This is a genomic window from Streptomyces sp. NRRL B-24085 (assembly GCF_001282115.1).
In the GTDB taxonomy this organism is placed as follows: domain Bacteria; phylum Actinomycetota; class Actinomycetes; order Streptomycetales; family Streptomycetaceae; genus Streptomyces.
On sequence record NZ_LJBR01000250.1, the window covers coordinates 1 to 13,164 of the forward strand.

Genomic DNA, 13,164 nt, shown 5'->3' on the forward strand with positions numbered 1-13,164 from the left:
GTGCTTGCGAACCTTGAAATCGTAGCCGACACCCCTGAGGCCGCCCCTTCCCACCCCGTAAAACGGGAAGCGGGCGGCCCACCCGTGTCGGCTACGATTTCAAGGTTCGCAAGCACCTGTAGACGACCCGACCTGGGAGCAGCCCCCGATGGCTCGACACCTCATCACCAGCGCCCTTCCGTACATCAACGGGATCAAGCACCTGGGCAACATGGTGGGGTCCATGCTCCCGGCGGACGTCTACTCCCGTTATCTGCGCCAGCGCGGCCACGACGTCCTCTACATCTGCGCGACGGACGAGCACGGCACCCCGGCCGAGCTGGCCGCGAAGGAGCAGGGGCTCCCCGTCGACGAGTTCTGCGCGCAGGCGCACGACGCGCAGAAGGCGGTCTACGACGGCTTCGCGCTGGCCTTCGACTACTTCGGCCGCAGTTCCTCGCAGCAGAACGTCGAGATCACCCAGCACTTCGCCCGCCGCCTCAACGAGAACGGCTTCATCGAGGAGCGGGCGATCCGCCAGGTCTACTCCCCGACCGACGGCCGCTTCCTGCCGGACCGCTACGTCGAGGGCACCTGCCCCCACTGCGGCTACGACAAGGCCCGCGGCGACCAGTGCGAGAACTGCACGCGCGTCCTGGACCCCACCGACCTGATCAACCCGCGCTCGGCGATCTCCGGCTCCACCGACCTGGAGGTCCGCGAGACCAAGCACCTCTTCCTCCTCCAGTCCAAGCTCCAGCACGAGGTCGAGGAGTGGGTCTCCCGGCACGAGGACGACTGGCCCCAGCTCGCCTCCTCCATCGCCCGCAAGTGGCTGACCGAGGGCCTGCACGACCGCGCGATCACCCGTGACCTGGACTGGGGCGTGCCGGTCCCGGCCGACACCTGGCCGGAGCTGGCGGCGGAGGGCAAGGTCTTCTACGTCTGGTTCGACGCCCCGATCGAGTACATCGGCGCGACTAAGGAATGGGCCGACCTCAACCCGGAGAACCGCGACTGGAAGTCGTGGTGGTACGACGTCGACACCGAGGTCCGCTACACCGAGTTCATGGCGAAGGACAACGTCCCGTTCCACACGGTGATGTTCCCGGCCACCGAGCTGGGTGTGCGCGAGCCGTGGAAGAAGGTCGACTACGTCAAGGCGTTCAACTGGCTGACGTACTACGGCGGGAAGTTCTCCACCTCGCAGAAGCGGGGCGTCTTCACCGACCAGGCGCTGGACATCCTCCCGGCCGACTACTGGCGCTACTTCCTGATCGCCAACGCCCCGGAGTCGGACGACTCGTCCTTCACCTGGGAGCACTTCACGGCGACGGTGAACAAGGACCTCGCCGACACCCTCGGCAACTTCGTCAACCGCGTCCTGTCCTTCTCGAAGAAGCGCTTCGGCGAGGAGGTCCCGGCGGGCGGTGCGCCGGGCGAGGCGGAGGCGCGCCTGGGCGAGGAGATCGGCCGCCTCCTCGCCGAGTACGAGTCCCAGATGGAGGCGCTCCAGTTCCGCAAGGCGGCGGCCGCGCTGCGCGCCCTGTGGTCGGCGGGCAACTCCTACCTGGAGGAGAAGGCCCCCTGGCTGGAGATCAAGACGGACAAGGACGGCGCGGCGCTGACGCTGCGCACGGCGATGAACCTGATCCACCTGTACGCGGTGGTCTCGGAACCCTTCATCCCGGCGACCTCGGCCGCCATGCGCCAGGCCTTCGCCCTGCCCGGCGACACCGCCACCTGGGTCACCGCCGACGAGGCCCGCGCCCTGACCGCCCTCACCCCCGGCGTCCCCTTCACGGTCCCCCCGGTCCTGTTCGCCAAGCTGACGGACGAGGACCTGGAGACGTACAAGGAGCGCTTCGGCGGCTCCCCGGAGTAGTCCGGAAGCCGTCGCCGTCCGGATACCGACCCGGGCATCGCCGTGTCCGCGCCAAGCCGTATGGTTTGCGCCATGGCAGTGCCCGGGGTCATTCCTGTCGCGTACGAGCCGAAGCACCGCACCGAGACGATCGGGCGGTATGCGGAGGGTCAGTTCCTGGCGTCGATCACTTATGCCTTTCCCGAGGGATTCCACCTCGACGAAGGCTGGGAAGAGCAGAAACGCCTGTACGCGGTCCTGCACACCTTCGACACCGAGGGCAATTACCGCGACTCGGACATCTGGTGCGCCGGCACCTGGGCGGAACAGCAGCGCGACCCGGCCGGTGACGCCTCGCCCCTCACCCGCGCCCAAGTCCACCGCGCGACGCTGCTCCGCAGCCTCCCGCGCCGCTCGTACACGGACATCGCGATCCGTCCCTTCAGCGTCATCCACGAGGGCGTCCGCTTCGGGCTGGTGATCCGCGAGGACGAGGGCGAGCAGTGGGCGGAGCTCTACCCGGACCGCCTCGCCTTCGCGGAACCCTGGGACGGGACCTACGACACGTGAGGGCCGTCGGCTAGGAGAGCACTCCCGCGCCCGTGGTCGTCGCCAGCGACGCCGGCAGGTTCTTCACCGACGAGGCCGAGGTCTCCAGGCCCGCCGTCAGGGTCGGCGTCCAGTTCACCGTCGTCTTCAGGTCCTTCGAGGACGCGGCGTTGTAGGCGGCGACCAGGTCGGTCGCCGTGCCGTTGACGAGGTTGCCGGAGCCCGCGATCGCGCCCGTGCCGTCGCCGGACAGCAGCTTGGCGACCTTCACGTTCGACGGGACCGTCCAGTAGTTGTTCGCGGCAACCACCTGGGCCTTGGCTCGGGAGTTGATGCTGTACTGCACCGCGTAGCCGTTCAGGGTCGTGACGTCGTAGAGGTTGTTGTAGATGTGGACCTGGCCGACCCGGGCGAGCGGGGCGCGCTGGACGATGCCCTTCCACACGTTGTGGTGAATCGAGACCCGCAGCCTGCCGCTCGGCTCGCTGTCGCTGCTGCCGATCAGCATCGTCTTGTCGTGGTTGGTGAACCGGTTGCGGGAGACGGTCACCAGGTCCGAGCTCTTGGTGATGTCCAGGGCCCCGTCGTGGATCTGGTACTCGCGGCCGAAGTACTCGGGGTTCGCGGAGTCCAGGTGCGGCGCGTCCGTGAACGTGTTGTGGTCCGCCCACACGTGGGTGGCTCCGCGCAGGGTCACCGCGTCGTAGTTCGAGTTCCAGTTGCCGTCGTCGCCGTCGGTCGGGTCCCACTGCGGGAAGCAGTCCTCGGTGGCGGCGAAGGTGAGGTTGCGGACGATGACGTTGTCCACGTTCTGGATCTGGAGCATGCCGCCGGAGATCCCGGCGTTCGTGCCCGGCTCCCCCACGATCGTGGTGTTCGCGGGCACCTTGAAGACGATGTTCGCGGCCTGCTTCTTCTGCGCGGCGGCCCGCGCGGTCTCCTGCGTGCCCGACGGCAGCTTCGAGCGGCCGTAGGTCGCGGGATCGTACGCCTTCAGGTACGAGGTGAGCGAATAGCCCGTCCCGGAAGCGTAGTTCGCGCACGTCAGCTTCTTGCCGGCGTCGTCGGTGTTGGCGTCGATGGTGCCCTTGACCTTGATGATCCGCGGGGTGGTCTCGGACACCGAGCCCAGCGCCTTCACCAGTTGCGCCCGCGTGGAGACGGTGAAGGTGTGCGCCGAGTCGGCCTTCGAGCCACCGGTCGTGCCCGTGCCGGAGGACGCCCAGCCGTCCTTCGCGGCGAGCGTCTGGTGGTACAGGTCCACCGTCCCGGCGTTGGCGTTGATCACGACGGCACCGGCACCGACGCCCGCGGCCACCACGGCGGCGGAGACGACCAGGGTGCGGCGCTTGCGGAGGGACCGGCGGTGGGAGGCAGAGGCCACGGGGTTTTCCTTACGAACGGTGGTGGGACAGGTGCGTTCCATGAAGCACCGGCGAAGGCGCTTCCGCCCTCAAGTGGCCGCCGGGATCCGGGGGGTTGCCGGGCCGCGTGGTCTTCTTCGCGCCCCCGCACTCGCCTCGCCCGCACCTGCCTACCCGCCCTTCATTCCCGTCCTGTGCAGGAGAAGGCCGGACTGGGGCGCCCGGGACCTGCTGCACGGTCCCGGGCGTCCTCGTCACATCGTGGTGTTGTCGTTCGTCGCGTCCGGGTCGACTGCCATCGTGATCGAGCCGATGACGCCCTTGGCGATGTTCTTCTTCTGGTACTTCAGCTTGAGCAGGCCGCCGGTGGTGCCGCTCTGGTCGTAGATCGTGTCCTCGGTGAGCGTGGTGCGCTCGGTGGTGCTGGTGGAGTAGGGCTCGACCTCGGCGGAGGCCAGCACGGACTCCTCGTCGAAGAAGAACTGGCCGGTGTGGCAGGTGTTGCCGCCCTCGTAACCGGCGTCCGTCCACGCGCCGTTGACGTGCACCTTGGTGTGGATGTGCACGCAACGGCCGCGGTACCAGCCCGGGAAGATCGTCCGGAAGGTGACCTGGCCGTGCCGGTCGGTCCTCCAGGTGCCGCGCAGATAGCGCTCGTCGTCGGTGGGGTCCTGGTGGACTCCGCCACCGGTGCCACCGGTCGGCGCGCCCGACGGCGGTTCTCCCGACGGGGTGCCGCTAGGGGTGCCGCTCGGCATGTCCGAGGGCGCGTCGGTCGGGGCGGTGCCGCCACCGCCGGTGGACGAGGCCTCGTAGCCCGAGTAGATGCCGAGCGCGTCGCAGTGCCAGATGTCGACGGCGGCGCCGGCGATCGGCTTGCAGGTCTCGGAGTCGATCACCTTGAGGTCGAGGGTGAGCGGGATGCCCTCCTTGTCCTCGGTGATGTCCTGGCGGATCTTGTCCGCGTCGATGTAGTACGGGCCCTCGGTGGTCTCCGAGGTGAGCTTGTAGCAGGCCTCCGCAGCGGTGGAGGTACTGGTCGTGGAGGCCGTCGTGCTCGCCTCGCCCGCGAAGGCACCCGACGCGGCGAGGGTGCCGGCCGCACCCACCGCCACGGCCGCGCCCGCCCCGGCCACGACGACCTTGCGCCGCGTGAGGTCCTTCTTGTGTTTCGGCTCATGGGCCGACTGCCGGTGGTCCGGCTGCTGGTTTCCCGTCATGGACAGGGAAGCTAGGCAAGAAGCCTGTCATCCGCGTGGGAGCGGACTGTGGTTTGCGCACCACGCCGAAGTGGCCCGGAACCGACGTCGGTTCCGGGCCACTTCGGGGGGTCAGCGCCTACTTCGGCTGCGGCTTGCGCACCGACAGGTGCAGCTCCCTCAGCCGGGCCTCCTCCAGCTCCGTCGGCGCGCCCATCATCAGGTCCTGGGCGTTGCCGTTGAGCGGGAAGGCGATGGTCTCGCGGATGTTGGGCTCGTCCGCGAGGAGCATGACGATGCGGTCGACGCCGGGGGCGATGCCGCCGTGCGGCGGGGCGCCGAAGCGGAAGGCGCGCAGCATGCCCGCGAACTTCTCCTCGACGGTCTCCCGGTCGTAGCCGGCGATCTCGAACGCCTTGAGCATGATCTCCGGCTCGTGGTTCCGGATGGCGCCGGAGGACAGCTCGACGCCGTTGCAGACGATGTCGTACTGCCAGCCCAGGATGTCCAGCGGGTCCTGGGTCTCCAGGGCCTCCAGACCGCCCTGCGGCATGGAGAACGGGTTGTGCGAGAAGTCGATCGCGCCGGTCTCCTCGTCCTTCTCGTACATCGGGAAGTCGACGATCCAGCAGAACCGGAAGACGCCCTCCTCGAAGTGCCCGGCACGCTTGGCGGCCTCGACGCGCACCGCGCCCATGATCTTCGAGACCTCGTCGAACTCGCCCGCGCCGAAGAACACCGCGTGCCCGGCGGCCAGCGACAGCCGCTTGGTCAGCTCGGCGACGTTCTCCTCGGTGAGGAACTTCGCGATCGGGCCGGACAGCGAACCGTCCTCGGCCACCCGCACCCAGGCCAGGCCCTTGGCGCCCTGCGAGACCGCGAAGTCGCCGAGCTGGTCGAAGAACTTCCGCGGCTGCGCGGAGACGTCCGGCACCGCCAGCGCCCGCACGTGCTTGCCGGCGAACGCCTTGAACTCCGAGCCCTCGAAGACATCGGTGATGTCGACGAGCTCCAGCTTGGCCCGCAGGTCCGGCTTGTCGGAGCCGTACTTGAGCATCGCCTCGCGGAACGGGATCCGGGGGAACGGCGAGGTGACCTCGCGGCCGCCGCCGAACTCCGTGAACAGCTCGGTCATGAGCTGCTCGATCGGCTGGAAGACGTCCTCCTGCTCGACGAAGCTCATCTCGACGTCGAGCTGGTAGAACTCGCCCGGCGAACGGTCCGCGCGCGCGTCCTCGTCACGGAAGCAGGGCGCGATCTGGAAGTATCGGTCGAAGCCGGAGATCATCAGCAGCTGCTTGAACTGCTGCGGCGCCTGCGGCAGGGCGTAGAACTTGCCCGGGTTCAGACGGGAGGGGACCACGAAGTCGCGGGCGCCCTCGGGGGAGGTCGCCGACAGGATCGGGGTCGCCATCTCGTTGAAGCCGAGGGCCACCATCTTCGAGCGGATCGAGGCGATCACCGACGACCGCAGCATGATGTTCCTGTGCATGCGCTCGCGGCGCAGGTCGAGGAAGCGGTACTCCAGGCGCCGCTCCTCGTTGACCCCGTCCTCGGTGTTGATCGTGAACGGCAGCGGGGCGGCCGCGCCGAGCAGCTCGACCTCGCCGACCTCGACCTCGACCTCACCGGTGGGCAGGTCAGGGTTGACGTTCTCGGTGCCACGGGAGACGACCTTGCCGTCGACGCGGACCGTGGACTCCTTGGTCAGCTTGTCGAGGGCCTCGTACGCGGGCGTGCCCGGACGGGCGACCAGCTGCGTGATGCCGTAGTGGTCGCGCAGATCGATGAAGAGGATGCCGCCCAGGTCGCGCCGATTGTGCAGCCAGCCACTCAGCCGGACGTCGGTACCGACGTCAGAGGAGCGGAGCTCGCCGCAGGTGTGGGACCTGTACCGATGCATCGTCGTTCATCCAGTCTTCGCGGATCGGGGGGCGTGTTTCACGTGAAACAGCTCCCAGCCTACCGGGGACCCCGAGATCGCCTCCCCACCATTACGACTCGGCCAACAGTGGCACTCCCGGAGCCCCTGTTCTTAAAGTGGGGCAATGCGCACTGGTGAGCCCCTGCCCGCCGTGGGGGAGGTCCTCACCGCCCTCGCGACCGGCCTGTGGCACTGGGACACCGCCACCGAACTGGTCACGGTCGACGCGGAGGCCGCCCGGTTGCTCGGGCTGCCCGCCGAGGGGGCCACCCTCACGGAGGCCCAGGCGCGGGCCCGTCTGCACCCGGTCGACTGGAACGAGATCATCAGCGTCATCGGGCTCGCCGTCGCCGAGCACACGCTCGCCGAGGTCCGGATCAGGATCATGGACGAGCGGGGCCGGGTGATCCGTACCGTGCGCAGCCGTTCCAAGCCGTCCTACGACAAGAGCAAGAAGTCCTTCCGGCTGATCGGCACCCTCCAGGAGGTCACCGAGCCCACCCCCGGCACCCCCGCCGGACGCACCGCGGTCACCGGCGACTGGCGGCGCTCCCGCGAGGCCTTCCTTCTGGACGCCGGCCGCGCCCTGGCCGAGGCCCGCTCCACCGCCGAGGTGCTGCGGGTGGCCGCGGGCCTGTCCATGCCGGGCTTCAGCCCCGACGGCCTGGCCGTCTTCGGCGTCGAGGGCGACCGCCTGACGATCATCGGCCACCACGGCCAGCAGCCCGGCGACGAGAGCCCCTTCTCCCACATGTCCCTGGAGACGGACTACCCGGCCGCCGAGGTCGTGCGCACCGGCCGGGCCGTCTACCTCTCCAGCCCCGAGGCCTACCGCTCCCGCTACCCGGTCACCTGGCCGCTCGCCCAGCGCTTCGACCGCCAGTCCTGGGCGTTCCTGCCGCTGACCGTGGCCGGCCGCACGATGGGCGCGTGGATGGCGGCCTTCGCCTATCCGGTCGCCTTCACACCGGACGAGCGCTCGGTCCTCACCACCGTGGCCCGCATGCTGGCCCAGGCCCTGTCCCGCGCGGGCCTGGCCGAGTCGGAACGCGAGCTGACCGACGGCCTCCAGCGCTCGATGCTCCCCACCCTGGGCCCGGAGATACCGGGCATGACCGTGGCCGCCCGGTACGTCCCCACCGGCGGCGGCCTCCAGGTCGGCGGCGACTGGTACGACATGATCCCGCTGCCCGGCGGCACCTCCCGGACGAAGCCCGGCACGGGACGGTTCGCCCTGGTCATAGGGGACGTCCAGGGCCACGACGTACGGGCGGCGGGCCTGATGGGCCAGCTCCGCATCGCCCTGCGCGCCTACGCCGCCGAGGGCCACCGCCCCGACGCGGTCCTCTCCCGCGCCTCACGCTTCCTCAACGGCATGACGTACGGCCTCGACGACCCCTCCGACATGCGGTTCGCGACCTGCCTGTACGTCGAGGCCGATCCGGTCACCGGGGTCCTGGAGGTGGCGCGGGCCGGTCATCCCGACCCGGCCATCCGCATGGCCGACGGCACGGTCCTGGCCCGGCGCACGGAAGGCGGCCTCCCGCTGGGCATCGATCCGGACGCCGACTACCCCACCACCCGGATCACCCTGGAGCCGGGCGAGACGCTGATGCTGTGCACCGACGGGCTGATCGAGACCGGCGGCCACGACTTCGAGACCGGCTGGAAGCGGGTCCGCACCATTCTGGAGACCCACGAGGGCGACCTGGAAGGGCTCGCCGACGCCCTGATCCAGGCCGTCCACGGCCCCTCCTCCCACCACACCACCGGCCCTTTCGCCGACCGCCGCGAGGACGACATCGCGCTCCTGCTGCTGCACCGGCAGGGCGAGGTCAGGGACCCGGCCGCGGTACGGCCCACGGTCCGCCGCACCATGCTCTCGGTGGCCCAGGCGGAACCGGAACGGGTCGGGGTGGCCCGCCAGCAGCTGCGCGAACTGCTCCACGACTGGCCCTCCGCCGACCAGATCGACTCGGCGGTCCTGCTGCTGTCCGAGACGCTGACCAACGTCCTCGTCCACACCGACGCGGACGCCCTGCTCCTCGCGGAGGTCCGCGGCGAGGCCGGCGAGCGCCGGATGCGCGTCGAGGTCACCGACACCAGCGACGACCTTCCCCACAAGCGCCGCCCCGGCGAACTGGCCTCCTCGGGCCGCGGCCTGATGCTGATCGAGCTCCTCGCGGACGCGTGGGGGGTGGACCCGCGGGGCGAGGGCAAGAGCATCTGGTTCGAGCTCTACGAGCCCTCCGGCGAGCCCTCCACGTAGGACGGGTGCCCAGGACGGACCCCCACAGGGCGGGCCCACGGACGGGCCAGGAGGGTCGGGCGTCAACCCGTATCCCCGCTCTCACCCTTTCCAGTGACCACCGGGCGACTGGCGGCGACGGCTCCGGCACCGCCTGCACGATGTGTGCCCTGGCCGTGATCCGACCGCACGCAAGGAAGTCGCATGGGCAAGCCCGCATCCCCGAAGGACCGCAAGGGGTCCTCGTTCTCGCTGACGTACGAAGGCGTCCAACGCGACCCCGCCAACCACATCAAGGTCGGAAAGGGCGGATTCTCGTTCAAGGGATCGACGAAGGCCCTCATAGCCCTCGCCGTGATGGCCCTGGTCGGCGCGGGGGCCTATGTGTCGCTGGCCGGTCAGGGGCAGGGCAGCCCGAGCGGTGCGAGCGTGACGCCGGGCACGAGCGTGACCTCGGGCGGAGCCGGCGCCGTGGCGGCGCCGACGACATCCGGAAAGCCGCAGTCCCCGACGGCGGCTGTCACCCAGGCAGCAGACGCGGGGCCGGCGGCGGTGAGGGAACACCGCAAGGTCGTCCTGCGCGCCGGATCCAACGTGGACCTGGACTTCACCAACGGCCTCTCCGACATCATCTTCTCGCTGCCGGCGGGCGCCGACGACGGCTATGCGATCGTCGGCGACAGCGGCGACCTCGCCACCGTCGAAGGCCCCGCGACCGCGGAGAGCTGCGCCGCGGCCACGGAGTTCGGGTTCGCCGTCGACCAGAAGAACATCCGCAGGGGACTCACGGCGTGCGTGCTCACCGACGAGAACCGGGTCGCCGCCATCACCTTCCTCGGCTGGCAGGCGGACGACCCGAACTACGCCGGCGGCCTGTCGTCCGTCACCATGGACGTCACCACCTGGGAGAAGCCCGAAGGCGCGGCCTGACGCCAGGGGCGAGCGGCTTACAGCCCGCCCTCGGTCATCCCGTGGACCGCCGGGATCGTCCCCAGCCGCCCCTTCTGGAAGTCGTCGAACGCCTGCTGGAGTTCCTCGCGGGTGTTCATGACGAACGGGCCGTAGTGGGCCATCGGTTCGCGGATCGGGCGGCCGCCCAGCAGGACGACCTCCATGTCCGGCGTGTGGGAGTCCTGCTTCTCGTCCGCGCGGACCGTCAGGGAGCCGCCGGCGCCGAAGACCGCGGTCTGGCCGAGGTGGATCGGGCGGCGCTCCGCGCCCACCGAACCGCGGCCGGCCAGCACGTACGCCAGACCGTTGAAGTCCTCCCGCCAGGGAAGGGTGATCTCGGCGCCCGGCGCCACCGTCGCGTGGATCATGGTGATCGGGGTGTGGGTGATACCGGGGCCCTGGTGGCCGTCCAGCTCACCGGCGATGACACGGAGCAGCCCGCCGCCGTCCGGCGTCGACAGCAGTTGCACGCTGCCGCCCCGGATGTCCTGGTAGCGCGGGGCCATCATCTTGTCCTTGGCCGGCAGGTTCACCCAGAGCTGGAGGCCGTGGAAGAGACCGCCGGACATGACGAGCGCCTCCGGCGGCGCCTCGATGTGGAGGAGGCCGGAGCCCGCCGTCATCCACTGGGTGTCGCCGTTGGTGATGGTGCCGCCACCGCCCTGCGAGTCCTGGTGGTCGAAGATGCCGTCGATGATGTAGGTGACGGTCTCGAAGCCGCGGTGGGGGTGCCACGGCGTGCCCTTGGGCTCGCCCGGCGCGTACTCCACCTCGCCCATCTGGTCCATCATGATGAACGGATCAAGGTGCCGGTAATGGATCCCGGCGAACGCCCGGCGTACCGGGAATCCCTCGCCCTCGAAGCCACTCGGCGCGGTCGTCACGCCGAGGACGGGACGGGCCACCGCGTCCGCCGTCGCGGCCACGCGCGGCAGGGTCAGCGGGTTTTCGACAGTCACTGCAGGCATGTCGGTACCTCCTCGTGGTTCGAGTTTAGTTGAGCATTGAACTTTCTGCCACCTCTAACGGAAGAAGCCCGGAGGGCATTCCCCTCCGGGCTTCTTCGCACGGGTCGTACCGCGTCAGTTGCTGAAGTACAGGTACTTCCATGCCCCGTACGTCGTCGAGTTCACCGTGTCACCGGACGAGCCGTTGACGTACACCGACCGCATCCGCGCCCGGACGCCGGACTCGCCGGCTGCCCCGAGGGTGACGGCCGACTTCCCGTTCGTGCCGATCGGGAAGTACTCCGAGTCCGCCGAGTACCAGGTGCCCTGGTAGTAGACCTGGAGGTCGAAGCGCTGCTGACGGCCCGGGTAGTAGGTCATCGTCGTGGTGAGCAGCGGGTCGGTGTTCTTGTGGAACCAGTAGTACGACGTCGAGCCGATCTTCGCCGTCTTGTAGTGCCTGGAGACGGCGGTGGAGATCTTGACCCTGGCGTAGGCCGTGGACTTGACCGTCTTCGGCTTGTAGCGGGCGTCGCCCGAGAAGACCGCGGTGACGGCCGTGTCCCGGGTCATGTCCACCCAGGCACTGATGTTGCCGTCGGCGTTGACCGTGCCGGTCTTGATCAGCTTCTTCCCCCGGTCGCCGCCGAAGGGGTCCGCGTAGATCGACACCGAGCGGTTCTTGTACGTCGTGCCGAGGTGCGCGGTGAACTTGACGTCGGTGCCGTAGTTGTACAGCTTGCCGTTGTTGTTCAAGCTCAGGGACGTGGCGGCGCGGGAGACCTCGACGCTGTCCGAGGCGGTCACCGCGGTGTGCGTGGCGTCGCCCGCGTACTTCACCGTGTACGTCACCTTGCCGCCGACCGACGGGGTGTCGGCGAAGGAGTACGTGCCGTCGGCCTTCGCCGTGACGCCCGGCAGCGCCTTGCCGTTCGGGTTCTCCAGGTCGGTACGGGTGACCGTGAGCTTGCCCCCGGCGGGCAGCGGCACCGTCGCCGAGAGCTTGCCGGTGACGGTGAGCGACTTGGCGCGGGTGGCGGTGGAGGGCGCGTTGACCGTGAGGGTGGGGACGTTGAGGTTGGGGTCGGTGAGGACCTTGACCGTGTAGCCGCCGCTGCCCGCGACGAGGGCGAAGACCCGGGAGGAGTCGCCGGCCCAGGCCACGTCGGCCGCGGGCTGGGTGCCGGTGCTGTAGGTGCGGACCGGCTGTGTGGCGCTGGGCCGGTAGATCGCGACCTTGGTGCCGGTGACCTGGGCGATCAGGCCGCTGCGTCCGACGTCCGCGAACTGTCCGCCCGGGTAGGCACCGGCCTTGGTGAGGGTGCCGTTCGCGTACGCGTGCCGGTCGGTGCCGTTGACGAGCACCTGGTCGTCGCCCGCGACGAGGTCGATGTCGCCGACACCGTCGTTCAGCTCGTACGAGGAGTCGTGCCAGGCGATCACCACGGGCGTGCCGCTCGACACGTCCAGGACGGCCTCGGTGCCCGTGGAGTCCCCGGTCTCACCGACGGCCAGCAGGCCCGGCCGCAGCGGGTCGGTGTCCAGCAGGGCCTGCCCCCACAGTCCGACCCCCGTTCCCTGGGTCGGGAGCTGGGCCAGCGCCACCGGGTCGGCGCCGCTCGCCGGGTCCACCGCCGGGTCGACCGAGCCCAGGTCGCCGTCCCACTGGTCGCCGTAGGAGAACCAGACCTTGCCCCCGGCGAAGGCCACGTGGCGCGGGCCGGTGCCGGTGGCGACCGGATAGCGGGCCTTGACCTGGAGGTCGGCCGCGTTCAGGGCGACGATCTCGTGGCTGGTGGGCAGGGCCGCGTAGAGGGTGGCGCCGTCGTCGGACACGGTGAGGTCGCCCGCGTTGTCGAGGCCGGTGGCCTGGGCGACGAGGGTGCCGTTGTAGTCGGCCGCCAGGATCTGACCGTCCGCCTGGTCGCTGACGAAGACCCGCCGGAGGGCGTCGTCCACGACGAGGCCGCCGGGGCTGGTGACCACGGCGGAGGCGGCCGAAGCCGAACCGGCCGCGGCGACGCTCAGCGCCACCGAGCTGAAGAGGACCGCGAACGCCGTCGCGGTCGAGGTGCTGCGCATGCGCACAGTGATGAACCCCCACAGAAGATCCCGGGGTTGCCGGGAGATGAGAGCGCC

The 13,164-nt window shown here is 69.8% G+C and carries 9 protein-coding genes; 4 read left to right on the top strand and 5 right to left on the bottom strand.

Translation table 11 applies throughout. The features are described 5' to 3' along the window. Nucleotides 1–148: 148 nt before the first annotated feature. Nucleotides 149–1,864, top strand: coding sequence for a methionine--tRNA ligase (gene metG, locus AOJ26_RS25735; RefSeq protein ID WP_053850728.1), 1,716 nt, complete (start codon nt 149–151; stop codon nt 1,862–1,864). 72 nt (nt 1,865–1,936) lie between these two features. Beyond that, the gene (locus AOJ26_RS25740) at nt 1,937–2,413 is read left to right on the top strand and encodes a hypothetical protein (protein WP_053850729.1); all 477 of its coding nucleotides are present in this window, start codon (nt 1,937–1,939) and stop codon (nt 2,411–2,413) included. 10 nt (nt 2,414–2,423) lie between these two features. Here AOJ26_RS25740 and AOJ26_RS25745 read toward each other — a convergent pair whose 3' ends face one another. The 3 genes from AOJ26_RS25745 to aspS all read right to left on the bottom strand — a co-directional run bounded on the left by AOJ26_RS25745 (nt 2,424) and on the right by aspS (nt 6,858). Further along, nucleotides 2,424–3,776 (bottom strand): pectate lyase family protein, encoded by a 1,353-nt coding sequence (locus tag AOJ26_RS25745; RefSeq protein ID WP_053850730.1) that lies wholly within the window; start codon nt 3,774–3,776, stop codon nt 2,424–2,426. Between the two features lie 234 nt (nt 3,777–4,010). Next, nucleotides 4,011–4,976, bottom strand: a complete 966-nt coding sequence (locus AOJ26_RS25750) for an intradiol ring-cleavage dioxygenase (protein WP_053850731.1) — start codon at nt 4,974–4,976, stop codon at nt 4,011–4,013. Nucleotides 4,977–5,094: 118 nt separating this feature from the next. Continuing rightward, on the bottom strand, nt 5,095–6,858 hold the full coding sequence (gene aspS / locus AOJ26_RS25755) for an aspartate--tRNA ligase (RefSeq protein WP_053850732.1): 1,764 nt from the start codon (nt 6,856–6,858) through the stop codon (nt 5,095–5,097). 145 nt (nt 6,859–7,003) lie between these two features. On the opposite strand from aspS, the gene AOJ26_RS25760 reads away from it, so the two are divergent. Both AOJ26_RS25760 and AOJ26_RS25765 read left to right on the top strand, forming a co-directional pair. Beyond that, complete coding sequence (locus AOJ26_RS25760; protein WP_053850733.1) at nt 7,004–9,148, top strand: SpoIIE family protein phosphatase; 2,145 nt, start codon at nt 7,004–7,006, stop codon at nt 9,146–9,148. 183 nt (nt 9,149–9,331) lie between these two features. After that, nucleotides 9,332–10,057: a hypothetical protein gene (locus tag AOJ26_RS25765; RefSeq protein WP_053850734.1), complete on the top strand. Its 726-nt coding sequence runs from the start codon at nt 9,332–9,334 to the stop codon at nt 10,055–10,057. A gap of 17 nt (nt 10,058–10,074) precedes the next feature. Here the strand turns inward: AOJ26_RS25765 and AOJ26_RS25770 are convergent, their stop codons facing one another. Continuing rightward, entirely contained in the window at nt 10,075–11,046 is a 972-nt protein-coding gene (locus AOJ26_RS25770; RefSeq protein WP_053850735.1) for a pirin family protein, read from the bottom strand. 114 nt (nt 11,047–11,160) lie between these two features. Further along, on the bottom strand, nt 11,161–13,107 hold the full coding sequence (locus AOJ26_RS25775) for a hypothetical protein (RefSeq protein ID WP_053850736.1): 1,947 nt from the start codon (nt 13,105–13,107) through the stop codon (nt 11,161–11,163). Between the last annotated feature and the right edge of the window lie 57 nt (nt 13,108–13,164).

Excerpts from the sequence above, each read along its gene's own strand:
- metG (WP_053850728.1), top strand. The coding sequence starts at position 149 with ATGGCTCGACACCTCATCACCAGCGCCCTTCCGTACATCAACGGGATC.
- AOJ26_RS25740 (WP_053850729.1), top strand. The coding sequence starts at position 1,937 with ATGGCAGTGCCCGGGGTCATTCCTGTCGCGTACGAGCCGAAGCACCGC.
- AOJ26_RS25750 (WP_053850731.1), bottom strand. The coding sequence starts at position 4,976 with ATGACGGGAAACCAGCAGCCGGACCACCGGCAGTCGGCCCATGAGCCG.
- aspS (WP_053850732.1), bottom strand. The coding sequence starts at position 6,858 with ATGCATCGGTACAGGTCCCACACCTGCGGCGAGCTCCGCTCCTCTGAC.
- AOJ26_RS25760 (WP_053850733.1), top strand. The coding sequence starts at position 7,004 with ATGCGCACTGGTGAGCCCCTGCCCGCCGTGGGGGAGGTCCTCACCGCC.
- AOJ26_RS25765 (WP_053850734.1), top strand. The coding sequence starts at position 9,332 with ATGGGCAAGCCCGCATCCCCGAAGGACCGCAAGGGGTCCTCGTTCTCG.
- AOJ26_RS25770 (WP_053850735.1), bottom strand. The coding sequence starts at position 11,046 with ATGCCTGCAGTGACTGTCGAAAACCCGCTGACCCTGCCGCGCGTGGCC.
- AOJ26_RS25775 (WP_053850736.1), bottom strand. The coding sequence starts at position 13,107 with ATGCGCAGCACCTCGACCGCGACGGCGTTCGCGGTCCTCTTCAGCTCG.